The 24,752-nt window shown below is 68.9% G+C and carries 24 protein-coding genes; 11 read left to right on the top strand and 13 right to left on the bottom strand.

Annotated elements, in window-relative coordinates; all coding sequences use genetic code 11:
- Positions 1 to 46: 46 nt before the first annotated feature.
- From WD026_RS11900 to WD026_RS11885, 4 genes are all read right to left on the bottom strand, one after another.
- A complete protein-coding gene (locus WD026_RS11900; protein WP_425723871.1) occupies positions 47 to 1,903 on the bottom strand; it encodes a phosphoenolpyruvate carboxykinase (GTP) in 1,857 nt (618 codons plus the stop codon).
- A 355-nt stretch (positions 1,904 to 2,258) separates the two neighbouring features.
- Positions 2,259 to 2,402, bottom strand: a complete 144-nt coding sequence (locus WD026_RS11895) for a hypothetical protein (protein ID WP_179188548.1) — start codon at positions 2,400 to 2,402, stop codon at positions 2,259 to 2,261.
- 65 nt (positions 2,403 to 2,467) lie between these two features.
- Entirely contained in the window at positions 2,468 to 2,893 is a 426-nt protein-coding gene (locus WD026_RS11890; RefSeq protein WP_425723870.1) for a PaaI family thioesterase, read from the bottom strand.
- Between the two features lie 26 nt (positions 2,894 to 2,919).
- Positions 2,920 to 4,119, bottom strand: coding sequence for a threonine ammonia-lyase (locus WD026_RS11885; protein WP_425723869.1), 1,200 nt, complete (start codon positions 4,117 to 4,119; stop codon positions 2,920 to 2,922).
- Between the two features lie 142 nt (positions 4,120 to 4,261).
- Between WD026_RS11885 and WD026_RS11880 the strand changes: the two genes are divergently transcribed.
- Complete coding sequence (locus tag WD026_RS11880) at positions 4,262 to 6,661, top strand: ATP-binding protein (protein WP_425723868.1); 2,400 nt, start codon at positions 4,262 to 4,264, stop codon at positions 6,659 to 6,661.
- A 25-nt stretch (positions 6,662 to 6,686) separates the two neighbouring features.
- Here WD026_RS11880 and WD026_RS11875 read toward each other — a convergent pair whose 3' ends face one another.
- From WD026_RS11875 to WD026_RS11865, 3 genes are all read right to left on the bottom strand, one after another.
- Positions 6,687 to 7,028 (bottom strand): hypothetical protein, encoded by a 342-nt coding sequence (locus WD026_RS11875; RefSeq protein ID WP_425723867.1) that lies wholly within the window; start codon positions 7,026 to 7,028, stop codon positions 6,687 to 6,689.
- 168 nt (positions 7,029 to 7,196) lie between these two features.
- Positions 7,197 to 9,098, bottom strand: a complete 1,902-nt coding sequence (gene recQ, locus WD026_RS11870) for a DNA helicase RecQ (protein ID WP_425723866.1) — start codon at positions 9,096 to 9,098, stop codon at positions 7,197 to 7,199.
- A 4-nt stretch (positions 9,099 to 9,102) separates the two neighbouring features.
- Positions 9,103 to 9,522 carry a rhodanese-like domain-containing protein gene (locus WD026_RS11865; RefSeq protein ID WP_425723865.1) on the bottom strand — a complete coding sequence of 140 codons (420 nt, stop codon included), beginning with the start codon at positions 9,520 to 9,522 and terminating at the stop codon, positions 9,103 to 9,105.
- 71 nt (positions 9,523 to 9,593) lie between these two features.
- Between WD026_RS11865 and WD026_RS11860 the strand changes: the two genes are divergently transcribed.
- Both WD026_RS11860 and WD026_RS11855 read left to right on the top strand, forming a co-directional pair.
- A complete protein-coding gene (locus WD026_RS11860) occupies positions 9,594 to 10,643 on the top strand; it encodes a homocysteine S-methyltransferase family protein (RefSeq protein WP_425723864.1) in 1,050 nt (349 codons plus the stop codon).
- Positions 10,644 to 10,882: 239 nt separating this feature from the next.
- Entirely contained in the window at positions 10,883 to 11,833 is a 951-nt protein-coding gene (locus WD026_RS11855; protein WP_425723863.1) for a TerC family protein, read from the top strand.
- A 36-nt stretch (positions 11,834 to 11,869) separates the two neighbouring features.
- Here the strand turns inward: WD026_RS11855 and WD026_RS11850 are convergent, their stop codons facing one another.
- On the bottom strand, positions 11,870 to 12,457 hold the full coding sequence (locus WD026_RS11850; RefSeq protein WP_425723862.1) for a cyclic nucleotide-binding domain-containing protein: 588 nt from the start codon (positions 12,455 to 12,457) through the stop codon (positions 11,870 to 11,872).
- A 96-nt stretch (positions 12,458 to 12,553) separates the two neighbouring features.
- On the opposite strand from WD026_RS11850, the gene WD026_RS11845 reads away from it, so the two are divergent.
- The 7 genes from WD026_RS11845 (at position 12,554) to WD026_RS11815 (ending at position 18,836) form a co-directional block, all read left to right on the top strand.
- The gene (locus WD026_RS11845) at positions 12,554 to 13,771 is read left to right on the top strand and encodes a PAS domain S-box protein (protein ID WP_425723861.1); all 1,218 of its coding nucleotides are present in this window, start codon (positions 12,554 to 12,556) and stop codon (positions 13,769 to 13,771) included.
- A gap of 17 nt (positions 13,772 to 13,788) precedes the next feature.
- Positions 13,789 to 14,442, top strand: a complete 654-nt coding sequence (locus WD026_RS11840) for a response regulator transcription factor (protein ID WP_425724168.1) — start codon at positions 13,789 to 13,791, stop codon at positions 14,440 to 14,442.
- A gap of 137 nt (positions 14,443 to 14,579) precedes the next feature.
- Complete coding sequence (locus WD026_RS11835) at positions 14,580 to 15,995, top strand: CmpA/NrtA family ABC transporter substrate-binding protein (RefSeq protein ID WP_425723860.1); 1,416 nt, start codon at positions 14,580 to 14,582, stop codon at positions 15,993 to 15,995.
- A 2-nt stretch (positions 15,996 to 15,997) separates the two neighbouring features.
- Entirely contained in the window at positions 15,998 to 16,861 is an 864-nt protein-coding gene (gene ntrB, locus WD026_RS11830) for a nitrate ABC transporter permease (protein WP_425723859.1), read from the top strand.
- Positions 16,851 to 17,729, top strand: coding sequence for an ABC transporter ATP-binding protein (locus WD026_RS11825; RefSeq protein WP_425723858.1), 879 nt, complete (start codon positions 16,851 to 16,853; stop codon positions 17,727 to 17,729). Before ntrB ends, WD026_RS11825 begins: the two co-directional genes overlap by 11 nt.
- Positions 17,730 to 17,910: 181 nt before the next feature.
- Positions 17,911 to 18,354: a cyanase gene (cynS, locus tag WD026_RS11820; RefSeq protein WP_425723857.1), complete on the top strand. Its 444-nt coding sequence runs from the start codon at positions 17,911 to 17,913 to the stop codon at positions 18,352 to 18,354.
- Positions 18,355 to 18,368: 14 nt separating this feature from the next.
- Positions 18,369 to 18,836: a DUF1348 family protein gene (locus tag WD026_RS11815; RefSeq protein ID WP_425723856.1), complete on the top strand. Its 468-nt coding sequence runs from the start codon at positions 18,369 to 18,371 to the stop codon at positions 18,834 to 18,836.
- Between the two features lie 9 nt (positions 18,837 to 18,845).
- On the opposite strand, the gene WD026_RS11810 is transcribed toward WD026_RS11815, so the two are convergent.
- Positions 18,846 to 19,712 (bottom strand): pirin family protein, encoded by an 867-nt coding sequence (locus WD026_RS11810; RefSeq protein WP_425723855.1) that lies wholly within the window; start codon positions 19,710 to 19,712, stop codon positions 18,846 to 18,848.
- Between the two features lie 89 nt (positions 19,713 to 19,801).
- Here WD026_RS11810 and WD026_RS11805 point away from each other — a divergent pair, with 89 nt between their 5' ends.
- Positions 19,802 to 20,869 carry an RNA methyltransferase gene (locus WD026_RS11805; RefSeq protein WP_425723854.1) on the top strand — a complete coding sequence of 356 codons (1,068 nt, stop codon included), beginning with the start codon at positions 19,802 to 19,804 and terminating at the stop codon, positions 20,867 to 20,869.
- Here WD026_RS11805 and WD026_RS11800 read toward each other — a convergent pair.
- Genes WD026_RS11800 through WD026_RS11785 form a run of 4 tightly spaced genes read right to left on the bottom strand, consistent with a single transcriptional unit; the run spans position 20,835 to position 24,734 of the window.
- Positions 20,835 to 22,079: an FAD-dependent oxidoreductase gene (locus WD026_RS11800; RefSeq protein ID WP_425723853.1), complete on the bottom strand. Its 1,245-nt coding sequence runs from the start codon at positions 22,077 to 22,079 to the stop codon at positions 20,835 to 20,837. The two genes, WD026_RS11805 and WD026_RS11800, sit on opposite strands and share 35 nt — an antisense overlap.
- Positions 22,076 to 23,221 carry an acyl-CoA dehydrogenase family protein gene (locus tag WD026_RS11795; RefSeq protein WP_425723852.1) on the bottom strand — a complete coding sequence of 382 codons (1,146 nt, stop codon included), beginning with the start codon at positions 23,219 to 23,221 and terminating at the stop codon, positions 22,076 to 22,078. Before WD026_RS11795 ends, WD026_RS11800 begins: the two co-directional genes overlap by 4 nt.
- Before the next feature lie 16 nt (positions 23,222 to 23,237).
- Positions 23,238 to 23,801 carry an OsmC family protein gene (locus WD026_RS11790; RefSeq protein WP_425723851.1) on the bottom strand — a complete coding sequence of 188 codons (564 nt, stop codon included), beginning with the start codon at positions 23,799 to 23,801 and terminating at the stop codon, positions 23,238 to 23,240.
- A gap of 48 nt (positions 23,802 to 23,849) precedes the next feature.
- Entirely contained in the window at positions 23,850 to 24,734 is an 885-nt protein-coding gene (locus WD026_RS11785; RefSeq protein WP_425723850.1) for a sulfurtransferase, read from the bottom strand.
- Positions 24,735 to 24,752 lie beyond the last annotated feature (18 nt).

Here is a 24,752-nt window from a genome sequence, read left to right as displayed (position 1 = left end):
CCGGGTGCCGGCAGGTCATGCCGGCACCGGACGTTTGGCGCTGCCCTCAGGCGGCCAGGCGCTGTTCGATGCGCGCCTTCGTCTCCTCGAGCTCACGGGGAAGATGGTGCTTGAGCTGCTGGAACAGCTCGCCGTGCAGGGCGAGTTCCTGGGTCCAGGCGGCCTTGTCGATGTGGGTCACGGTCTGGTACTGCTCGGCGCTGAAGTTCAGGCCGTCCCAGTGGATGTCCTGGTAGGTGGGGCTGATGCCGAAGGCGTGCTCCACGCCCTGGCCGCGGCCTTCCAGGCGGTCGATCATCCACTTGAGCACGCGCATGTTCTCGCCGAAGCCCGGCCAGACGAACTTGCCGGCCTCGTCCTTGCGGAACCAGTTGACGCAGAAGATGGCCGGCAGCTGTGCGCCCTTGGCCTTGAGCTGCGCGCCCAGGTTGAGCCAGTGCTGGAAGTAGTCGCTCATGTTGTAGCCGGCGAACGGCAGCATGGCGAACGGGTCGCGGCGCACCACGCCCTGCGCGCCGAAGGCGGCGGCGGTGGTCTCGGAACCCATGGTGGCGGCCATGTAGACGCCCTCGGTCCAGTCGCGGGCCTCGGTCACCAGCGGCACGGTGGTGCTGCGGCGGCCGCCGAAGATGAAGGCGTCGATCGGCACGCCGGCCGGATCGTCCCAGGCGCTGTCCAGGGCCGGGTTGTTGGTGGCGGCCACGGTGAAGCGGGCGTTGGGGTGGGCGGCCTTGGCGCCGGTTTCCTTGGCGATCTGCGGGGTCCAGTCCTTGCCCTGCCAGTCGATGGCGTGGGCCGGGGCCTCGCCCATGCCTTCCCACCACACATCACCGTTGTCGGTGAGGGCCACGTTGGTGAAGATCACGTCGCGGTCCAGGCTGGCCATGCAGTTCGGGTTGGTCAGCGTGTTGGTGCCGGGGGCCACGCCGAAGTAGCCGGCTTCCGGGTTGATGGCGTGCAGGCGGCCGTTGGCCTGGGGCTTGATCCAGGCGATGTCGTCGCCGATGGTGGTGACCTTCCAGCCCTCGAAGCCCTTGGGCGGGATCAGCATGGCGAAGTTGGTCTTGCCGCAGGCGCTGGGGAAGGCAGCGGCCACGTGGTACTTCTTGCCCTCGGGGCTGGTCACGCCCAGGATCAGCATGTGCTCGGCCAGCCAGCCCTGCTGGCGGCCCATGGTGGAGGCGATGCGCAGCGCGAAGCACTTCTTGCCCAGCAGCGCATTGCCGCCATAGCCCGAGCCGTAGCTCCAGATCTCGCGCGTCTCGGGGTAGTGGACGATGTACTTGGTGCTGGGGTTGCAGGGCCAGGCGGTCTTGTCGGTCTCGCCGGCGGCCAGCGGGGCGCCCACGGTGTGCACGCAGGGCACGAAGTCGCCGTCGGCACCCAGCACGTCGAACACGCCCTTGCCCATGCGGGTCATGAGCTTCATGTTCACGGCCACGTAGGCGCTGTCGGAGAGCTCGATGCCGATGTGGGCAATGGGGCTGCCCAGCGGGCCCATGCTGAACGGCACCACGTACATGGTGCGGCCGCGCATGCAGCCATCGAACAGGGGCTGCAGGGTGGCGCGCATCTCGGCCGGATCCTTCCAGTTGTTGGTCGGGCCGGCGTCTTCCTGGCGCTGCGAGCAGATGAAGGTGCGGTCTTCCACGCGGGCCACGTCCGACGGGTCGGACCAGGCCAGGTAGCTGTTGGGGCGCAGCTCGGGGTTCAGGCGCTTGAGGGTGCCGGCGTCCACCAGCTGCTGGCAGAGGCGGTCGTACTCCTCGTCGCTGCCGTCGCACCAGACGATCTGGTCGGGCTTGCACAGGGCAGCCATGTCGGCCACCCAGGCGATCAGCCGGGCGTGCTTCACATACGAGGGGGTGTTGAGGGACAGGCCCTGCATCACGGGTGAGTTCATGGGGACGGCTCCAGAGTGAATGTGCGGCGCGCCCCACAGACGCTGACAGCCGCAGGTCTCCGGGACGGCTGCGGCTGTCGCTGTCTGCAAGGCAGATTCGGGCGGTCGGCGCTCAGGGCTGCAGTGGCGTTTGGCTGGTGCAGCAAAGTGCGGGCGCGCTGGGGGGTGATCGCGGCGTCCGGTGGGCGGGTCGGCCAGTGCCGTTATTTTAGGCAAGCACCCGTCAGGTTACCGACGGGTTACATGCAAAGCCCGCATAACGTGATGCGGTATCCAGACCGTTGCGGACAGGCTGGCGAAAGAAAAGGCCGGACCCCTTGCGAGATCCGGCCTGGCGGATGTGAGCGCTGTGCGGTCAGGCCATGAAGACGGCGATGAAGGCCAGCAGGAACATCAGGACCGCGCCGGCCACCGGCAGCACGATGGGCATGTGGGGGACGATCGATTCCACCAGGTCCTGGGGCTGATCGGCGGGGGTGTGGTGATCGTGGTGCGACATGGCGGCAATGCTCCGTGAATATGAACGAACTGATGCGATTTTAGAGGATGGCCGGCGCCAGGAGTTCACAGCAGCGCGCAGGTGCTGGAAACGCGGCAGACACTGCGACCGTCGTCGGCTCCCCGCAGGTCCACCTCGCCGAAGGCCAGCGACCTGCCGGCGCGCAGCACCCGGGCCTCGATCAGCAGGTCCTGTCCCGAGAGCGGGCGCAGGAAACTGCTGGACTGCTGCACCGTGGTGCAGGGCCGGAACTGCCCGAAGTGGTGGATCAGGGCCAGCACCATCACGGTGTCGGCGGCCGACATCATGGCCTGGCCGCACAGGGTGCCGCCCTCCCGGGTGAGCTGGTCGCTCAGGGGCAGCCGGGCGACCACCACGCCGGTCTCGGGGGTGGCCTCGACCCGCAGGCCGAGCGCCTGCACCCAAGGGGCAAACAGCTCGGCCAGGGCGGCCTGCAGGTCGGCCGGGGTGGGGGCGGGGCGGTCGGTCATGGTCGGGGCTTTCGGGGATACAGGGTTCAGACGTGGCGGGCCTGGAAGCCGGCGTCGCGCAGCCGCTGCAGCACCGCCTCCACATGCTCGTGACCGCGGGTCTGCAGCACCAGCTCGATCTCCACGTTCTGGGCCGCCAGCAGCGTGAAGGCCCGCTGGTGGTGTACCTCGTCGATGTTGGCGCCCGCTTCGGCCACGAGTGCCGTGATGCGGGCCAGGTTGCCCGGCACATCCCGGGCATTGACGGCAATGCGCGCCAGCCGTCCGGCCCGCACCATGCCGCGCTCGATGATCGAGGCCAGCAGCAATGGGTCGATGTTGCCGCCGCACAGCACCAGGCCCACCCGCTGGCCATCGAAGCGACCTCGGTGCCGGATCAGCGCGGCCAGCCCGGCGGCGCCGGCGCCCTCCACCAGCGTCTTCTCGATCTCCAGCAGCATGACGATGGCCTGCTCGATGTCGCCTTCGTCCACCAGCAGCCAGTCGTCCACATGGCGGCGGGCCAGCGCCTGGTTGAGCTCGCCCGGCGAACCTACGGCAATGCCCTCGGCGATGGTGCTGCTGCCCTGGGCATGGTGGGTGCCGCACATGGCATTGACCATGGCCGGAAAGCGCTCGGTCTGCACGCCGACCACCCGGATGCCCGGCTTGAGCGCCTTGGCCGCCACCGCCATGCCCCCTATCAGCCCGCCGCCGCCCACGGCGATCACCAGGGTGTCCAGGTCAGGCTGGGCGCGCAGCATCTCCAGCGCGATGGTGCCCTGGCCGGCCACGATGGCCGGGTCGTCGTAGGGGTGCACGAACACCAGGCCCTGGTTGGTCGCCAGTTCGCGCGCATGGGCCCGCGATTCGTCCAGCGTGTCGCCGTGCAGCACCACCTCGGCACCGAAGCCCCGGGTGCGTTCCACCTTCACCCCCGGCGTGAAGCGCGGCATGACGATGACGGCCCGTATGCCCAGGCGCTGGGCGTGGTAGGCCACGCCCTGGGCATGGTTGCCCGCGCTCATGGCCACCACGCCGCGCGCGCGTTCTTCGGGCCCTAGCTGGCTGAGCTTGTTGCAGGCGCCACGCTCCTTGAAGGACGCGGTGTACTGCAGGTTCTCGAACTTGAGGAACACCTGGCAGCCCACCAGCTGCGACAGGGTGCGTGACTCGACACAGGGCGTGTCGAGGAGCTGGCCGGCCAGGCGCGTGGCGGCGGCTTCGATGTCATGGAGTGCGAGCATCGGGCCATTGTGCCGTCCGCCGCCCTGAAAAGCCCCCGCCATGGCGGCCATCATGCACTTCCATCCGGCATGAAGCTGGGTTATGGTCATTGCGCCAGCAGGCCTTGCCTGCCCACCGGTAGCCCGCCCAGGAGGTGCAACGATGAGCCGACGTCCGTCGCCGCTGCCCGTATCCGGCCGATCGCTCCCCGATGCCCGGGAGAGCCGGCTGGGCTGTGCCGCCGAAGCGCGTGCCGACGGCCGCGTCTTCGTGCCGCCGGGCCTGCGCCAGGCGCCGGTGCTCGACCTCATGTGTTCGCATTTCGTGCTGACCCTGGCGGCACGGCAAGGTCCGCGCTTCAATGTGCGGCGCGACCTCAACACCCTGCTGTCGCTGGCCGGCCGCCACCTGGTCTGGCCGCACACCGTGCTGTCTCGTCTGCGCGAGTTCCTGCAGCGGCGCTGCAAGGACAACGAGCTGTGGCTGGGCCACGATGCCCTGGCCACCACCGCCTTCATGGAGCGTTACGGCGTGTGGCGTGGCCCCTATGAAGAGGGCACGCTGTTCTTCTACCTCGACGAATACGCCAAGGAGTCGCCCAAGGACCTGCTGTCGGTGCTCTCGGTCACCGGCGACTGGCTGGGCCAGGCCCTGAAGAAGCAGAGCACCCTGGTCGAGAAGAACATCGATGCGCTGGCGGCCCTGCTGCAGCTCAACCGCGCCGAACGCGCCCTGCTGCTCTACGGCACCCTGGCCCGCTACCAGCGCGACCTGCGCTCCATCCTGGTGGAGTTCAAGGTCAACAACGCGCCCGAGGCCTATGCCGCCATTGCCGAGGTGGCCGGCGTGAAGGCCAGCGAGGTCGGCGAGGCGCTGCGCGCCGGCTCGCGGCTGGAGCGCATCGGCATGGTGGAGAACCTGATCTCCGAGCACAACATCACCGACCTGGCCGACCTGATGAAGGTCAGCGAGAAGCTGCCGCCGGTGCTGATGCGCGAGTACCGTTCCGAGAGCGAGCTGATGGCGGTCTTCACCCGCCCGGCCGCACGTTCGTCGCTGACCGAGCGCGACTTCGCCTATGTGGGCGAGGACGTGCGCCTGCTGTGCGGCCTGCTGCGCGAGGCGGTGGCCCGCAAGGAAGCCGGCATCAATGTGTTGCTGTACGGCCCGCCGGGCACCGGCAAGACCGAGCTGGCCCGGGTGGTGGCCCAGGCCGCCGGGCTGGAGCTGTTCGAGGTGGAGTACGCCGACCGCGACGGCAATGCGCTGTCGGGCCGCGACCGCTACCGCTCCCTGCAGATCGCGCAGGTGTTCCTCAAGGGCATGGCGCATTCGGCCCTGCTGTTCGACGAGGTCGAAGACGTGTTCCCGCCCATCTCCAGCGAGGCCGCCCAGCTCATGGCCCGGGCCGAGCATGTGAGCGCGCCCCACACCGGCAGCGTGAGCGGCAAGGCCTGGGTGAACCAGGTGCTCGAATCGAACGCCGTGCCCACCCTGTGGGTCACCAACCGCATCGAGCAGATCGACCCGGCGTTCCGCCGCCGTTTTGCCTACCACCTCGAACTCAAGAGCCCGCCGCCCGGTGCGCGCGAACAGCTGGTGCGCACCGCACTCGTGGGCGTGTCGGTGAGCGACGGCCTGGTGGCCCGGCTGACCGAGCGCAAGGGCCTCACGCCGGCGCAGATCCGCACCGCGGTGCGTTTCGCCCAGCTGGCCCAGGGGCCAAAGCCGGCCGGTCGCCGCCGCTCGGTCGCACCGCCGCTGGACGAACTCATCGAGCGCCAGCTGCGCAACGCCGACCACGCCCTGGGCCGCAAGCCCGACCCGGCGCAGCGCCCGGTGGTGACCCAGTACAGCCTGGACATGCTCAATGTGGAGTCGCGCCATCCGGTGGGCCGCATCATCGAGGCGCTCAAGGTGCGCGGCCACGGCTGCCTGTGCTTCCACGGTGCGCCCGGCACCGGCAAGACGGCGCTGGCCGAGCACATGGCCCAGCAGCTGGACCGTCCGCTCATGATCCGCCGCGCCAGCGATCTGGTGAGCAAGTTCGTGGGCGAGACCGAGCAGCAGATGGCCGCCATGTTCCGCGAGGCCGAGGCCGAGCGCGCGGTGCTGCTGCTGGACGAGGCCGACAGCTTCCTGCAGGACCGGCGCGGCGCCCAGCGCACCTACGAGGTGACCGAGGTCAACGAGATGCTGCAGGGCATGGAGCGGTTTGCCGGCATCTTCATCTGCACCACCAACCTGATGGACAGCATCGATCAGGCGGCATTGCGGCGCTTCACCTTCAAGATCCGCTTCCGGCCGCTCACGGCGGTGCAGCGCGAGACCATGTTCGTGGTGGAGGCCCTGGCGGGCGATGCGGCCCGGTTCGACGAAAGCCTGCGGCAGCGGCTGGCGCGGCTGGAGCAGCTGTGTCCGGGGGACTTTGCGGCCGTGAAGCGTCAGGCCGAGATCCTGGGCGAGGCGCTGGCGCCCGAGGCATTCATGGACCAGCTCGAAGCGGAGCACCGCATCAAGCCGGAGGTGCGCGAGTCGCGCCGGCTCGGCTTCATGGCCTGAACCGGTCGCACCCGCGCGGGGCTGCTCAGTGCAGCGTCATGGGCCGGGAAGGAATCTCTTCCGGCGAGTAGTCGGGGTGGTGTTCCACGAAGAACTGCAGCTTCTCGTCCAGGCGGGCGATGCGGCGGTTGGCTTCGGATTCGCAGTGGTGCTTGGACACCAGGTTGAAGATCTTGCTGCGCAGGAACCACAGGTCCTTGGGGTGCTGCGCCAGCATGAGGGCGGCATGGATGCGCCCCCGCAGCGGGTCTTCGATGTCGGCCAGCACGGCGTGGAACTCGTCCACCAGAAAATCCATTTCCAGCAGCTGGGTGTGCTGGTAGGTCGGGGTTGCGGCTTTCTTGAACCAAGGCAGCTTGAAAAACATGCCGCTCTCCTGTCGGGAATTCGAGGGGAACATCCCCCTGGTATCCATGACATCGGCACGCCACGGCAGCCCCTTGAGGCCGTGACGGGTTTCACAGGTCACCCCGCCGACGAACGGTAAGGGCTGTCAGACCTAGGTTCTCGACCGGGCCGGCGAAAACTTGAGGGCTTACGCAAAAGCACTCACCACCCGCAGCACCTCGGCACCGTAGGCTTCGCGCTTTTTGACGCCCAGGCCGGCAATGCCGTCCAGATCGGACGGTTCGCGGGGCCGGCGCACCGCGATCTCGCGCAGGGTGCTGTCGTGAAAGATCACGTAGGCCGGCAGGTTGTGGGCGCGGGCCACCTCGGCGCGCCAGGCCCGCAGGGCGTCCAGGCAGTCGCGCTCGGCCAGCGAGAGCGGCTGGCCGTTGTGGTCGGCCTCGGTGCGGGCGGCACGCCGGCTGCGGCCGCCAGGGGCCTTGTCGGCGAGCTGGCGCAGCTGCACCGTGCTTTCGCCCTTGAGGATGGCGCGCGCGCCATCGGCCAGGTGCAGGGTGTTGTAGGGCGCGTCCTCCACCCGCAGGGCCTCGCGGGCGATCAGCTGGCGCACCAGGGCGCGCCACTGCGTCTCGCTCCAGTCGGCGCCGATGCCGAAGGTGCTGAGCGACTGGTGGCCGTTCTGCAGCACCTTCTCGGTGGCCTTGCCCCGCAGGATGTCCATGATGTGGCCGGCGCCGAAGCCGTGGCCGGTGGCCTGCTGCACCCGGTAGATGCACGAGAGCAGCTTGCGCGCCGGCTCGGTGGCATCGAACAGGGCGGGCGGGTTCAGACAGTTGTCGCAGTTGCCGCAGGGCTGGCTGTGTTCGCCGAAGTAGGCCAGCAGCCGCACCCGCCGGCAGTCGGCGGCCTCGGCCAGGGCCAGCAGGGCGTCGAGCTTGCCGCGCAGCACCTGCTTGAAGGCATCGGCCGCAGGGCTTTCGTCGATCATGCGGCGCTGGTTGACCACGTCCTGCAGGCCGTAGGCCATCCAGGCGTTGGCGGCTTCGCCGTCGCGCCCGGCGCGGCCGGTCTCCTGGTAGTAGCCCTCGATGTTCTTGGGCATGTCCAGGTGGGCCACGAAGCGCACGTCGGGCTTGTCGATGCCCATGCCGAAGGCGATGGTGGCCACCATGATCACGCCGTCCTCGCGCAGGAAGCGGTCCTGGTGGTGCTGGCGCACGGCGGCGTCCAGGCCGGCGTGGTAGGGCAGGGCATGGAGGCCTGCATCGCTCAGCAGCGTGGCCACCTCTTCCACCCGCCGGCGCGACTGGCAGTACACGATGCCGGCGTCCGTGCCGCCCGGGCCGGTGTGCTCGTCGCGGATGAAGCGCAGCAGCTGCGCGGTGGCGTCCTTCTTTTCCACCACCAGGTAGCGGATGTTGGGCCGGTCGAAGCTGCTGATGAAGGTGCGCGCCTGCTGCAGCTGCAGCCGCTCGATGATGTCGGCGCGCGTCAGGTCGTCGGCGGTGGCGGTGAGGGCCACGCGCGGCACGCCGGCAAAACGCTCGGGCAGCACCGAGAGCTCGCGGTACTCGGGCCGGAAGTCGTGGCCCCACTGGCTCACGCAGTGGGCTTCGTCGATGGCGAACAGGGCGAGTGCGCCGCGTTCGTGCAGGGAATCGAGCAGGGCCAGGAAACGTGGCGTGGTCAGGCGCTCGGGCGCGGCATACAGCAGCGTGAGTTCGCCGCGCAGCATCTGCTTCTCGATGCGCTGCGCGTCTTCGCTGCTCAGGCTGGAGTTGAGAAAGGCCGCGGCCACGCCGGCTTCGAGCAGGGCGCCCACCTGGTCGTGCATGAGTGCGATCAGCGGGGACACCACCACCGTCAGGCCGCAGCCGGCCTGCTGGCGCACGATGGCCGGCACCTGGTAACACAGCGACTTGCCGCCGCCGGTGGGCATGAGCACCAGGGCGTCGCCGCCGGCGCCCACATGGCTCACGATGTCGGCCTGCGGCCCCCGGAAGGCATCGAAGCCGAACACCTCCTGCAGCACGGCCAGCGAGGCTTCCAGCACTTCGCTGCCCGGTGCGACGTCGATGGCGTCCAGCATCGGCTTACATCTGTTCCCACGGCAGGCCTTCAAAACGCCAGCCGTTCACGCTGGAGCGCTTGAAGTGCTCGTTGAGTTCGCCCTCGAAGCCGTTGACCACATGGCTCACGTCGGTGAAGCCGGCGGCTTCCAGGGCCTTGCCGGCATCCAGCGTGCGCTTGCCGCTGCGGCAGATCAGCAGGATGGGGCGGGCCTTGTCGCCGGCTTCGTCCTCGACCATGCGGGCAAAGCGCGCCGGATCGGGGGTGAGGTCGGGGTATTCGTACCAGGGGATGTTCTCGACGCCGGGCGGGCGGCCCACATAGAGCGACTCGATCTCCATGCGCACGTCCACGAACAGCGGAGGGGCCTCGCCACGGGCTTCGCGGGCCTGCCGTTCGGCCTGCAGCCAGGTCCAGGCCTGCGTGGGGGTGAGGTGCTTCATGGGCGGTGATTGTCGGGGATTTCGCGGCGGCGCCTGCCGGTCTGCCGAGGGGGCCTACCTACAATCGAGGCATGAACGCCCCCGAACGTCTGCCCGTCTACACCCGCGCCCAGGCCCTGCCGGGCATCCTGCGCCAGCGCATCGCCATCCTGGACGGCGCCATGGGCACCATGATCCAGCGCTTCAAGCTCACCGAGGAGCAGTACCGGGGCGAGCGCTTCAAGGACTTCCACCGCGACGTCAAGGGCAACAACGAGCTGCTCAGCCTGACCCGCCCGGACGTGATCCAGGACATCCACGAGGGCTATCTGGCCGCCGGTGCCGACCTGATCGAGACCAACACCTTCGGCGCCACCACCGTCGCCCAGGAGGACTACGACATGGCCGGCCTGGCCCGCGAGATGAACCTGGCCTCGGCCCGGCTGGCCCGCGCCGCCTGCGACCAGTTCAGTACCCCGGACAAGCCGCGCTTCGTGGCCGGCGCCCTGGGCCCCACGCCCAAGACCGCCAGCATCAGCCCGGACGTGAACGACGCCGGCGCCCGCAACATCACCTTCGAGCAGCTGCGTGCCGCCTACCTGGAGCAGGTGCAGGCGCTGGTGGAGGGCGGGGCCGACGTGCTGCTGGTGGAAACCATCTTCGACACGCTCAATGCCAAGGCGGCGCTGTTCGCCATCGACGAGTTCTTCGAGCAGAGCGGCGAACGCCTGCCCCTGATCATCAGCGGCACCGTCACCGACGCCTCCGGCCGCATCCTGAGCGGCCAGACGGTGAGCGCCTTCTGGGCCAGCGTGCGCCACATGCAGCCGCTGGCGGTGGGCCTGAACTGCGCCCTGGGCGCCACGCTGATGCGGCCCTACATCCAGGAGCTGGCCAAGGTGGCGGGCGACACCTTCATCAGCTGCTACCCCAACGCCGGCCTGCCCAACCCCATGAGCGACACCGGCTTCGACGAGACGCCCGAGGTCACCAGCCGGCTGCTGCGCGAGTTCGCCGCCGAGGGGCTGGTCAACATCGTGGGCGGCTGCTGCGGCACCACGCCGCAGCACATCGAGGCCATCGGCCAGGGCGTGCAGCCGCTGGCGCCGCGCCTGCTGCAGCGCGGCCCTTTCCGCGCCTGAGCGGTTGCGCGCCGTGCCGGGGATTCCCGGTCGCGGTCTGGGGGCATTTCGTCACCCGGCATAATCCGCCATCCCTTCAAGGGGAGTAGTCACCTGCCACCCGGCGCCACGCCGGGCCCTCGGCGGGCGGAGTTCTCGTCAATCCGCAGCCTCACCGCTGCCGGGAACGGCCCAATCGGCTCCACGCCGGTTGCTGACAAGACCTTGGGGTGTTCGTCAACACCAAATCCGAGGTTTTTATGGAAAGCATCGCGCCAGTCTGGCTGTGGGTCGTTTTTGTCGCCTTCGTTCTGGCGGCACTGTTCGTCGACTTCGTCGTCCTCAAGAAGCAGGGCGCGCACGAGGTGGGCGTCAAGGAGGCATTGAACTGGTCCATCGTGTGGGTGGCCCTGAGCTTCCTGTTCAACGGCCTGTTCTGGTGGGCCATCAAGGACACCACCGGCTCCACCGAGATCGCCAACGAGAAATCGCTGGAGTTCCTCACCGGCTACCTGATCGAGAAGAGCCTGGCGGTCGACAACATCTTTGTCTTCCTGATGATCTTCACCTACTTCGCGGTGCCGCCGGCCTACCAGAAGCGGGTGCTCATGATCGGCATCATCGGTGCCATCGTGCTGCGCACCATCATGATCCTGGTGGGTGGCTGGCTGCTGCAGCAGTTCCACTGGATCCTGTATGTGTTCGGTGCCTTCCTGATCCTCACCGGCGTGAAGATGTGGTGGGCCGCCGGCAAGGAGCCGAGCCTGGACGACAACCCGGCCCTCAAGCTGCTGCGCCGCCTGATCCCGGTGAGCCGCGGTTTTGACGGCGAGAAGTTCTTCACCCTGGAGAACGGCAAGCGCATCGCCACCCCGCTGTTCATGGTGATCTGCCTGGTGGGCCTGACCGACGTGATCTTTGCCGTCGACTCGATCCCGGCCATCTTCGCCATCACGCAGGACCCGTTCATCGTGCTGACCAGCAACGTGTTCGCCATCTTGGGCCTGCGCGCCATGTTCTTCCTGCTGCAGGCCGTGGCCAGCAAGTTCCACCTGCTGAACTACGGTCTGGCCGTGATCCTGATGTTCATCGGCACCAAGATGGTCCTGATCGACATCTACAAGATCCCGGTGGTGGTGTCGCTGGGCGTGGTGGTGGGCATCCTGACCATCACCATGATCTGGAGCGCCAGGACCGCGCCCAACACCTGACCGGGCTGCCGGTCAGCGGGTCAGCGGGTCAGCGGGTCAGCGGCGTGCAGGCCGGGCCACCTCGGCCTGCAACGACGCCACCAGGCTGTCGTAGACCTTGTACTTGGCCTCCAGCTCGCGCAGGCGCAGACTGAGCCGGTAACCCACCGCGGCGAGCAGCCGCGTGGCGGTGACCGGCTCTTCGTCCATCAGCATCTGCAGCGATTCGCGCTTGAGCACGGCCAGCACGCCGTCGGTGCTGGCGGTGCAGCTGGCCGAGCGGGCGTCGCCATCGAGCAGCGCCATCTCGCCCAGCACCTCGCCGGGCCCCAGCACATTGACGGTGAGCGGCTGGGCGCGGTGCATCAGCTGGGATTCCACCGTCACCTCGCCTTCGACCACCAGGGCCATGAAGCCCTGGCCGCCGCTGGCGTCCTCACCCTCGCGCACGATGGCCTCGCCGCGCGAGAAGCGCCGCAGCTGCATGTAGGCCACCACCGTGACCGCGTCGTCCTCGCTGAGCTGGGCCAGGGCCGACGGCGAGCGCAGCAGGCCGGCGGCCTGCATGCCGTGGGGTGACGCCCGGACCCGCAGTCGGCGCCGCCGGGTTTCGCGCTGGCGCAGGAGTCGGTCAAGCAGTTGCATGGTGGCCTTCGGTACGGGGCAGGGTGTTGGCCCCGATTGTCACCCGATCGCGAGACGGGCCGGCCGGCGGTGGCACGTCGATTGCTATGACCCGGCATGCAACCGGCGTCTTCCCCGTCAGCCCTGGCCACCCTGGCCCCCGAACAGCAGGTCTGGCGCGACCCCCTGGCCCTGATGCTGGACTCCACCGGCGAGGGCGTCTTCGGTGTGGACCTGGACGGCCTGTGCGTGTTCATCAACCCGGCCGGCGCCCGCATGATCGGGTTCGAGGCGGCCGAGCTGCTGGGCAGCAACATGCACGACCTCACCCACCATTCGCACGCCGACGGCGCAGCCTACCCGGTGGAGGACTGCCCCATCTTCAATGCCTTCCGCCAGGGGCTGCCCTGCCGCATCGACAGCGAGGTGTTCTGGCGCCGCGACGGCTCGTGCTTTCCGGTGGAGTACAGCAGCCATCCCATCATCGACGCCGGGCAGGTGGTGGGCGCGGTCGTGACCTTCGTGGACATCACCGAGCGCAAGCGGGCCGCCGATGCGCTGCAGCGGGCCAAGAGCGAGCTGGAGGCCCGGGTGCGCGAACGCACGCACGAACTGGAGACCGCGCTGCACCAGGTGCGCGAACTGGCGGCGTGGTCCGAAACCGTGCGCGAGGAGGAGCGCACCCGCATCGCGCGCGAGGTGCACGACGAGCTGGGCAGCCTGCTGGTGGCGCTCAAGATGGACGTCAACTGGATGGACAAGCGCCTGTCCGAGCAGGAGGCCCGTCCACCCGAACAGGCCCAGGACATGCGCCAGCGCATGCGCTGCAAGTGCCAGAACATGAGCCGGCTGATCGAGAACGCGGTGGACAACGTCGGGCGCATCATCACCGACCTGCGCCCCAGCATCCTGGACCACCAGGGCCTGTGGGCGGCGCTGGAGTGGCAGGCCCAGGAATTCGTGCAGAGCGCCGAGATGGCACTGGAGTGGTGCATGCAGGCCGAGCCCGATGGCCCGTGGCCCGAACCCCCGGAGCCGCTGGCCATGGCGGTGTTCCGCATCTTCCAGGAAGTGCTCAGCAATGTGGGCCGCCACTCCCGCGCCGATCGGCTGGTGGTGCAGGCCGTCGTGCGCGGGGGCGTGCTGCGCCTGAGCGTCCATGACAATGGCGTGGGCGCATTGCCCCAGGCTTTCGAGGCGCCGGACGCCTACGGGATCATGGGCATGCGCGAACGGGCACGCCACTTCGGTGGCGTCATCGACATCCAGAGCGCACCAGGACAGGGCACGCGCATGTGCCTGACGGTGCAGCTCCCGGCAGGAGCCACGGCGTGAACACGCAGTTCGATCTGTTGACCGACACCATCCGGGTGCTCATTGGCGACGACCACCGCATCGTGCGCGAGGGTCTCAAGCAGATCCTGGCCGAGGCGCCGGACGTGCAGGTGGTGGCCGAGGCCCAGACCGGTCCCGAGGTGCTGGAGCAGGTGCGCGCCCTGGGCGGCCCCGAGGGCCTGCACCTGGTCATGCTGGACATCGCCATGCCTGGCCTGGACGGCATGGACGTGCTGCAGACCCTCAAGCGCGAATACCCGACCCTGCCGGTGCTCATGCTCAGCACCTACCCCGAACGCCAGTACGCGGTGCGCTGCATCAAGCTGGGCGCCTGCGGCTACCTGAACAAGAGCGCCGACCCCGACGACATGCTGATGGCCGTGCGCAAGGCCGCCGGGGGTGGCGTGTTCCTGTCGCAGGCCACGGCCGAGGCGCTGGCCGCTGCGGTGGGCCAGGGCGGCGCGCAGGCTGGGCCGGAAGCCCTGTCGCACCGCGAGTACCAGGTCTACCGGCTGCTCACCCAGGGGCGCACCGTGAGCGAAATTGGTGCGCAGCTCGGCCTGGCGGCCAACACCGTGAGCACCTACCGCGCCCGCATCCTGGAGAAGACCGGCACCAAGAACGATGTGGAACTGGCGCTGTACGCCCAGCGCCATGGCGCCACGCGCTGATTTGTAGGGCCAGCCCTACAGCGGGTGGTGCTGCCACCTGCGATCTGCATGCCTGAACGCCGGCTGGCATGCTCCCCACGGGTATCTGGCCCGTTGCTTGCAAGGGGCACCTCGTCCATCAACCCACGAGGTGCGCCATGTCCGAATTCTTTGACCCGTACAACGCCGACCGTCCCCTGATGCTCAAGTGCAGCTGCGGCCGTGACCACACGGTGGCCGAGCACCAGGCAGAAGAAGCCGTGCAGCGCGCGTCCGACCAGGCCGCGAAGACCCTGCGCGAACGCAGCGAGACGGCCGAGTTCGAGGCCTACAGCAACGAGTTCATCGAGGCCACGCTGGTCAAGGCCATCTTCCCGCACGACGAGCAGCGCCGCCGTTTCCTGCGCGCGGTGGGCAAGGGCACGGCCATGGCCGCCATTGCCAGCGTGGTGCCGGTGGCCAGCCTGCAGGCCATGGCCCAGGAGAAGGGCTCGCTGGAGAAGACCAACCTCAAGGTCGGCTTCATTCCCATCACCTGCGCCACGCCGCTGATCATGGCCCACCCGCTGGGCTTCTACAGCAAGCAGGGCCTGAATGTGGAAGTGACCAAGACCGCCGGCTGGGCCCTGGTGCGCGACAAGATGATCAACAAGGAGTACGACGCCTCGCACTTCCTCTCTCCCATGCCGCTGGCCATCTCGCTGGGTCTGGGCAGCAACGCCACGCCCATGAACGTGGCCACCATCCAGAACATCAATGGCCAGGCCATCACGCTGTCCCTGAAGCACAAGGACAACCGCGATCCCAAGAACTGGAAGGGCTTCAAGTTCGCGGTGCCGTTCGATTACTCGATGCACAACTTCCTGCTGCGGTACTACCTGGCCGAGAACGGCATCAACCCGGACACCGACGTGCAGATCCGTGTGGTGCCGCCGGCCGAGATGGTGGCCAACCTGCGGGCCGGCAACATCGACGGCTTCCTGGGCCCGGACCCGTTCAACCAGCGTGCCGTGTTCGACGAGGTCGGCTTCATCCACGTGCTGACCAAGGACCTCTGGAACGGCCACCCCTGCTGCGCCTTCGGCACCAGCACCGAGTTCATCCAGAAGAACCCCAACACCTTTGCCGCGCTGTACCGCTCGGTGCTGACCGCGGCGGCCATGGCGCGCCAGCCCAAGAACCGCGAGCTGATCGCCAAGGTGATCGCCCCCAGCCAGTACCTCAACCAGCCCGAGGCGGTGCTCAACCAGGTCCTCACCGGCCGTTTCGCCGACGGCCTGGGCAAGATCCAGAACGTGCCCGAGCGCGCCGACTTCGACCCGATGCCGTGGCAGAGCATGGCGGTGTGGATGCTCACCCAGATGCAGCGCTGGGGCTACATCAAGGGTGACGTGGACTACAAGGCGATTGCCGAGAAGGTGTTCCTGATCACCGATGCCCGCAAGTACATGAAGGAACTGGGCCAGGACTTCAAGGCCGGCCCGTCCTACGAGAAGCACACCATCATGGGCAAGGTGTTCGACCCGGCCAAGCCGGCGGACTACCTCAAGAGCTTTGCCATCCGGAAGGTCTGACCATGAAAACTCTCGGATTGCAATGGCGCGCTGCGCTGGTGTCGCTGCTGCTGCTGGTGCTCTTCCTGGGCGCCTGGCAGCTCGGCACCACCGGCCCCTCCATCGGCGGGGCCTCCACCGGCATGACGGCCGAAGAGATCGAGTACGCGAAGATGATGGGCAAGGACCCGGGCGCGGCCAAGGCCAGCGGCTTCCCGCCGCCGCTGGAAGTGGCCAAGGCCAGCTGGGAACACCTGTCGGACCCGTTCTACGACAAGGGCCCCAACGACAAGGGCATCGGCATCCAGCTCGCGCATTCGCTGGGTCGGGTGGCGCTGGGCTTCCTGCTGGCCATGGCCGTGGCCATTCCGCTGGGTTTCCTGATCGGCATGTCGCCGCTCATGCAGAAGGCCTTCAACCCCTTCGTGCAGGTGCTCAAGCCCATCAGCCCGCTGGCCTGGATGCCCCTGGCGCTCTACACCCTGAAAGATTCGGACGTGAGCGGCATCTTCGTGATCTTCATCTGCTCCATCTGGCCGATGCTGATCAACACCGCCTTCGGCGTGGCCTCGGTCAAGCGCGACTGGCTCAACGTGGCCGCCACGCTGGAGGTCAACCCGATCCGCAAGGCCTTCCAGGTGATCCTGCCGGCCGCGGCCCCGACCATCCTCACCGGCATGCGCATCAGCATGGGCATTGCCTGGCTGGTGATCGTGGCCGCCGAGATGCTGGTCGGCGGCACCGGCATCGGCTACTTCGTGTGGAACGAGTGGAACAACCTGTCGCTGACCAACGTGATCTTTGCGGTGCTGGTCATCGGCGTGGTGGGCATGCTGCTCGACCTGATGTTTGCCCAGGCGCAGAAGGTGGTGACCTATGTGGAGTGAATCCAGCGACCGCGAGGTCGTCATCCAGACCCTGTCCGCCGAGCCCGTCTCGGTCCTTCCGAAAGATCCCAAGATGAGCGGTTTCCTCAAGGTCGAGCAGCTGGCCAAGGCCTACCAGGCCGACAAGCCGGTGTTCGCCGACGTGTCCTTCGGCATCGACCGGGGCGAGTTCGTCTGCATCATCGGCCACAGCGGCTGCGGCAAGACCACCATCCTGAATGTGCTGGCCGGTCTGGACACCGCCAGCAGCGGCCACGCCTTCATGGACGGCCGCGAGATCGCCGGCCCCAGCCTGGAGCGTGGCGTGGTGTTCCAGGGCCATGCCCTCATGCCCTGGCTCACCGTGCGGCAGAACATCGCCTTTGCCGTCAAGTCACGCTGGCCCGACATGGCCCGCACCGACCTGGACGCGCATGTGGAGAAGTTCGTTGCGCTGGTGGGCCTGAGCCATGCCATCGACAAGAAGCCCAGCCAGCTCTCGGGCGGCATGAAGCAGCGCGTGGGCATTGCCCGGGCGTTCGCCATCCAGCCCAAGATGCTGCTGCTCGACGAGCCCTTCGGCGCGCTGGACGCGCTCACCCGGGGCACCATCCAGGACGAGCTGATGGGCATCGTGCGCGACACCCAGCAGACCGTCTTCATGATCACCCACGACGTGGACGAGGCCATCCTCCTGGCCGACCGCATCCTGCTCATGACCAACGGGCAGGACACACCCGCCGGCTACGTGCCCGGCGGCCTGGCCGAGGTGGTGGTCAATCCGCTGCCCCGCAGCCGCACCCGCAGCCAGCTCCACCACCTGGAGGGCTACTACCCGCTGCGCAACCACATCGTGGACTTTCTGGTCAGTCGCGCCAAGGCTCATTGAGCCCCCCTGCGCCGCTGCGCGGCTTCCCCCCACGGGGGGGACGGCACCAGCGGCCCGGCGAAGCCGGTTCCGCGGTGCCCCGCGGCTGGGGGGTGGCTTGCCGGCGCTTTTTGAATCCGGCTGATCCTTTGCTTTTCTTTTTTCTCTCTCTTTTCTTTCTTCACCACAACGAGGCAACACCATGAACCGTCTGGACGTCACCGAAAAAATCATCAGCACCAAAGTGGCCAAGGGCCTGACCTGGGCCGGCGTGGCCAAGAAGGTCGGGCAGTCCAAGGAATGGACCACGGCGCTGTGCCTTGGCCAGATGACCGCCACGCCCGAGCAGGCCAAGGTGGTGGGCAAGATCTTCGGGCTGACCACTGAGGAGCAGAAGTGGCTGCAGGTCGTGCCCTACAAGGGTTCGCTGCCCACCCCGGTGCCCACCGACCCGCTGATCTACCGCTGGTACGAGATCGTCAGCGTCTACGGCACCACCATCAAGGAACTCATCCACGAGGAGTTCGGCGACGGCATCATGAGCGCGATCGACTTCAGCATGGACATCGAGCGCCAGGCCGACCCCAAAGGCGACCGCGTGAACGTGGTGCTGTCCGGCAAGTTCCTGCCGTACAAGCAGTACTGATCGGCACACGGCCCATGGACCCGCGCCCGCCGCTGCCGCCGTTCACGGCCGAGACCGCCGCACAGAAGGTGCGCATGGCCGAGGACGCCTGGAACACCCGCGACCCCGACCGGGTGGTGAAGGTCTACACCGAGGACACGCGCTGGCGCAACCGCGCGGAGTTCCCGGTGGGGCGCGACCAGGTGCATGCCTTCCTGGTGCGCAAGTGGGCGCGCGAGCTGGACTACCGGCTGATCAAGGAGCTGTGGGCCTTCGAGGGCGCGCGCATCGCGGTGCGCTTCGTCTACGAGTGGCACGATGACTCCGGTCAGTGGTTCCGCTCGCATGGCAACGAGAACTGGCAGTTCAATCCGCTGGGCTACATGGAGCAGCGCCACGCCAGCATCAACGACCGACCCATCACCGAGGCCGAGCGCCTGTTCCGCTGGCTGCCGGGCCCCCGCCCGGCGGACCACCCGGGTCTGACCGAACTGGGCCTCTGAGCCCACCGCTCAGGGCAGCGGAATCCACTCGCGGTCGTCGTCGGGGGGCAGGGCGAAGCGCCCGGCCTTCCAGTCGGCCTTGGCCTGCTCGATGCGCTCGGGCCGCGACGACACGAAGTTCCAGAAGATGTGGCGCGGCCCCAGCGGTTCGCCGCCGAACAGGAACACGGTGGCCGGCTCCGGGGCGCTCAGGTCGATGTCGGTGTCCTGCCCGAACACCAGCAGCTGACCCGGCAACACCGCCTGGCCACCGAAGCTCAGGCTGCCGCGGGCCACATACACCGCCTGCTCGGCATGCTGCCCCGGCAGGCGCAGCCGGGCGCCCGCGCGGCATTCGGCGTGCAGGTAGAACAGGGGCGAGAGCGTGGCCACCGGGCTGCGCTGGCCGAAGGCCTCGCCGGCCACCAGGCGCATCCACACGCCGTCCTCGTCCCAGGCGGGCAGGGCGTGCTGCGGGGTGTGGGCAAAGGCCGGTGCGGTCTCTTCGTGCTCGGCCGGCAGCGCCACCCAGCTCTGCATCAGCTCCAGGCCGCTGCCGGCAAACGAGTCCGGGTGGCTGAAGCGTTCGCTGTGGCTGATGCCGCGCCCGGCGGTCATCCAGTTCACGTCGCCGGGGCGGATGAGCTGCTGCGTGCCCAGGCTGTCGCGGTGGGTCATGCTGCCGCTGAGCAGGTAGCTCACGGTGGACAGGCCGATGTGGGGGTGCGGTCGCACATCGGCCGCCCGGGTCTGCTCGGCGGGCAGGGTCACCGGACCGGCATGGTCCCAGAAGATGAAGGGGCCGACCATGCGGCGCTTCGCATAGGGCAGCACCCGCCGCACCTTCAGGCCGTGGCCCAGATCGGCCTCGCGGGCTTGGATCAGCATCTCGAACATGGCGCACTCCCCTCGGACCGCCGGCCGGCCCGCAGGGGCATTGTGGCCGCAGCCCGGGCCGGCAGGGGGTGCGCGACAATCCCACCCCCATGGACATTGCCGACATCCGCCAACGACTCCAGGCCTTCGGTGCCGGGCCGCTGCATGTGCAGCGCGTGCTGCGCACCTGGGCCAACGCCTTGCCGGTGGATGGCGGGCGGCGCAAGCCGCAGCACCACTTTCCGCGCCCGTTGTTCGAGGCGCTGCCGGCCCTGGTGGACGAGCTCCAGGGCCTGGCCACCCTGGGCTCGGTGCACCCCGGCGAGGACGGATCGGCCCGGCTGCTGGTGGCCCTGCGCGACGGCCAGACCGTGGAGAGCGTGCTGCTGCCGCGCGGCGGTGTGTGCGTGTCCACCCAGGTGGGCTGTGCGGTGGGCTGCACCTTCTGCATGACCGGCACCGGCGGCCTGATCCGCCAGCTGGGCAGCGCCGAGATCGTGGCCCAGGTGGCCCTGGCCCGGCGCCAGCGCGCGGTCAACAAGGTGGTGTTCATGGGCATGGGTGAGCCGGCCCACAACCTGGACGCGGTGCTCGAGGCCATCGACCTGCTCGGCACGCTGGGCAACATCGGCCACAAGAACCTGGTGTTCTCCACCGTGGGCGACGAGCGCGCCTTCGAGGCCTTGCCGCGCGGCCACGTGAAGCCGGCACTGGCCCTGTCGCTGCACACCACCCGTGCCGACCTGCGGGCGCAGCTGCTGCCGCGTGCCCCGCGCATCACGCCCGACGAACTGGTGGCCCATGGCGAGGCCTATGCCCGCGCCACCGGCTACCCGGTGCAGGTGCAGTGGACGCTGCTGGATGGCGTGAACGACACCGACGAAGAACTCGACGGCATCGTGCGGCTGCTGCAGGGCAAGTACGCGGTGCTCAACATGATTCCGTACAACGCGGTGGCCGGCCTGCCCTACGAGCGCCCCTCGTGGGAGAAGGCGGCCGACATCGCGCGGCGGCTGCACCGCCGGGGCATCCTGACCAAGCTGCGGCAGTCGGCCGGTCAGGACGTGGACGCCGGCTGCGGCCAGCTGCGCGCCCGTTCGTTGTCCAGCGGCGAGCAGGTGGTGGCCGTGCGCCGGCGCCGGCTCAGTGCAGCGTCAGCGGACACGACGTCGTCTTGACCCGCACCGGCACGGCGCGCGCCTCGAACGGTGCCTCTGCCGTGCCGCACAGTGCGGCGGCAATCGCCTGGGCCTGCCGGGCGATGGGCTCGATGTAGCGGCTGGGCTGGCCGTCGATGGCGATGCAGTCGCCCAGCGCATGGATGCGCGGGTCGCTGGTGCGCAGCGTGGTGGCGTCCACCGCAATGCCGTTGTGCCAGGTCAAGCCGGCGCTCTGTGCCAGCCGGGGCGGCGTGGCCAGGCCGGCGGCGGCAATCACCTGGTCGGCCGCAAAGCGTTGGCCGCAGGCAGTGGTCAGGCGCAGGGCGCCGTTCACCCGTTCCAGCCGTTGCACCTGCACCCCGCCCACAAAGCGGATGTTGAGGTCGGCCCAGGCCGCCAGCAGCGGCTCGGCGGCCTGCTGCTGCGGCCAGCGGCCCAGGGGGTGGGCGGCCTGGTCGAGCAGGGTGATGCGGTGGCCGCCCAGGGCCAGGTCGTTGGCCAGCTCGCAGCCGATCAGGCCGGCGCCCACGATCAGCACGTCGCGCGGTGTATCGCCCAGCGCGGCGCGCAGGCGACGGTAGGCATCGAGGTGGTTGATGCGCCAGCACAGCTCGGCCGGCAGCGCCGGCGGCAGGCAGGCCTGGGCGCCATGGGCCAGCACCAGGTGGTCGTAACGCAGCACGCCGCGTGTGGTGCGCAGGCTGCGGGTGTCGGGGCAGATGCGCACGGCCTCGGTGCGGGCCACCAGGCGCACGCCCAGGCGGGCGGCAGCAGCGGCACCGCTCTCGCGCACCAGGGCGCCGTCGTCCAGCCGGCGGGCCACAGCCACCGAGAGCAGGGGCTTGTCGTACACGTCACCTGCGCAGCGTGTGACCAGGGTGATGGGGAGCGCCGCATCGCGTTCACGCAGGGCCTGGGCCATGGCCCAGCCGGCCCGTCCGGCACCGACGATGACCACGCCGGCCGCGCCACCCCGCCGCGCCACGGGGACCGCAGCAGCGTCCGAGCGGGCCAGCAGTTCTGCGCGGCTGGGGGCGCGGTAGAGCCGGAAGTCGGCCTTGGTCACGCCGCACAGCGGGCAGGCCCAGTCGTCCGGGATGTCGGCATACCGCGTGCCGGCGGCCAGGCCGCCGTCGGGGTCGCCAACGGCCTCGTCGTAGATGTAGCCGCAGGCGTCGCAGATGTATTGCTGGTAGGGGGCGGCCGCAGCGGCCGTGGGTGTGTTCATGCCGGCATCACCTCGGCGGACAGCCGGGCGATCTCCTTGCGCAGGTGCTTGATGGCCGGCGTGACGATGGCCACGAAGTGCGATTCGCGCACCCGCCGCTGCACGTCCGAGCTCATGAGGTAGCCGCGCGCGCCCTGGTGCAGCAGGGCCGACTGGGCGGCGCGCAGGCTGAGTTCGGCACCGTGGGCGCGGGCATCGAGCACGTCGATGAAGAAGGCGGGCGAGGGGTCGAACGGGGTCTGGGCCAGCTTCATCACCCGGGCTTCCAGCGCATCGAGTTCGGCCTGCAGGTCGGCCGGGCGCTCGTCCAGGTGCTGGTTCACATGGCCGAGCTGGTCTTCCACCGCCCACATGCTGTCGATGGCGCCCTGCGTCACGCCCAGGGCCATGCCGCACTGGAGCATGACGAAGGCCCCGCGGATGCGGGCGATGAAGGGCTTGGCCGGGTCGGCCATGATCTCGTCGGTGCCGATGAAGTGGTCCTTCAGGCGCAGGGCCCAGGTGCCGGTGCCTTCCATGCCGGCAAAGCTGGGGCAGTCGCGCAGCTCCACACCGGGGGCGTCGCAGCGCAGCAGGAACATCACCTCGCGCACCACCTCGCCACGCTCGTCCACCACGCCGGCCAGCGCGCCGCAGGCATGGTCGGGCCCCAGGTTGCTGACCCAGGGCAGGCTGCCGCTGACCCGGTAGCCACCGTCCACCGGCACCGCCTTGAGCAGCAGGCTCTCGATCTGGGCATAGCTCTTCATGGGGTTGGACATGGCGGTGCCGCCCAGCGTGCGGCCCGTGGCGTGGGCCATGAGGGCCTCGCCGTTCAAGGCCGGGTTGCCGCTGGCCTGCATGTACAGGCCGCACACCGCCTGGCACCAGGCCATGAAGCCGGTGGCTCCGCACACCCGCGAGACCTCGGCCATGGCGCGGATGGCCAGGCCGTAGTCGCCGCGCCCGGCGGGTGCGTCCAGGTGGGCGCTGAAGGCCCCCAGGGCGGCCAGCTGCTGCAGCACCTCGCGCGGGTAGTGGCCTTGCCGGTCGATGGCCTCGGCCACGTCGGCCAGCGGCCCCCGGGCCACGGCGCGCACCGCGTCCAGCAGGCCATCGGCGCTGGTGGTCACGGCGTCGCGGGGAAGGTCGGCGGGGTTCATGCGGCCTCCTTGCGGCTCAGTCGGCCAGGGCGATGGTGAAGGGAATGGGGTTGCGCATGGTGTTGGCCACCGGCGAGTAGAAGTTGGCGTGCTGCACGATCTCGTCGAGCACCTCGCGCGGCGCATCACCTTCCACCACCACCTTCACCCGGATGGCCTGGAAGCCCATCTCGGGTGGCGTCTTTTCCAGGGCGCCACCGGCACCCCAGGCGGCCGGGTTGCCGATGTCGCCCTCCAGGAACACCTCCAGTTTGCTGAGCTTCACGCCCTTCCAGGTGGCCACGGCGGTGATGCCCACGGCCAGGCAGCCGCCCAGGCCGGAGAGCACGATCTCGCCCGGGGCCGGTGCGGTGTCCTGGCCGAACAGGTGCAGCGGCTCGTCCACCACCACCGGCGCGTGGCTGCCCACGTAGCTGAGCGACCGGTACTGCCCCTCCATGACGGTGTGGACCTTGTTGGTGCCCCGGCTGCCGGGGTTGGCCTTGCCCTTGGCGGCGAAGGTGGCCAGGCCGGCCGCGTCGATCGGGCGCAGGTACGCCTTGACGGTGGTGGGGGTGGTGGGGGCGAGGGTGTCGGACATGGTGTCTCCAGGGTTGAACAACAGGGTGGGCGGCAGCCGCATGGGGGATCAGGCCGCCAGGGCCAGTGCCGGGCGCGAGGTCTTGACCGGCAGGCCGGTCTCGATGGGCAGGCTGTCGTTGCGCGACCACTCGTTCCACGAGCCGAAGTACATGCGCACGTCCGAGAAGCCGGCCTGCTTGAGGGCGAGGAAGGTGTTGGACGCGCGGGCGCCCTTGAAGCAGTAGAGGTAGATGGTGTCGTCGGTGCCGATGCCGGCGGTGGCGCATTCCGCGCGCACCTCGTCGGGCGTCTTGAACACCGGGCCCTGCGGCGAGGGCTTCATGAAGCGGTACCACTCCACCCAGCGCGCACCGGGCAGACGGCCCTTGCGCGGTGCGAAGTCCTTGCCATAGGGCGAAGAGCTGTCGCCGATCCACTCGTCCACATCGCGCACGTCCAGCAGCACGGTGTCGGTGCCCAGGGCGGCCATCACGTCCTCCTGGGTCAGCATCACGTCGGTCATGGGCAGCTCGGGGAAGGTGGCCGGGGTCGGGGTGACCGCCTCGGTGGACACCGGCAGGCCGCTGGCCTTCCAGGCGCTGAAGCCGCCGTTGAGCACCTTGATCTTGGGGTAGCCCAGCCAGGTGAGCAGGTAGTAGCCCCGGCACGACTGGCCGTAGCCGCTGTTCATGGCGTCCTCGTAGAACACGGCCGTCTCGGCACCCGACAGGCCGGCCTTGCCCAGCGCATCGGCAAAGGTGGCCTTGAGTTCCATCAGGCCCTCGGGCGTGGAGGTGGCGAGATACGTGAACACCTCGCGCAGGTTCACCGCGCCCGGAATGTGGCCGGCGGCATAGGTGTCGGCATCGCGGGTATCGATGAGCACGACGGGTTCTGACGACATCAGGGCATGGAGCTGGGCAGGTGCGATCAGGGTGGCTTCGATGGACATGGAGACCTCGCGATGAAA

The sequence above is a fragment of the Hydrogenophaga sp. R2 genome, assembly GCF_049843595.1.
Classification (GTDB): domain Bacteria; phylum Pseudomonadota; class Gammaproteobacteria; order Burkholderiales; family Burkholderiaceae_C; genus Hydrogenophaga.
Note: the sequence above shows the minus strand (reverse complement) of the source record. Positions and strands in the feature narration are given on the sequence as shown.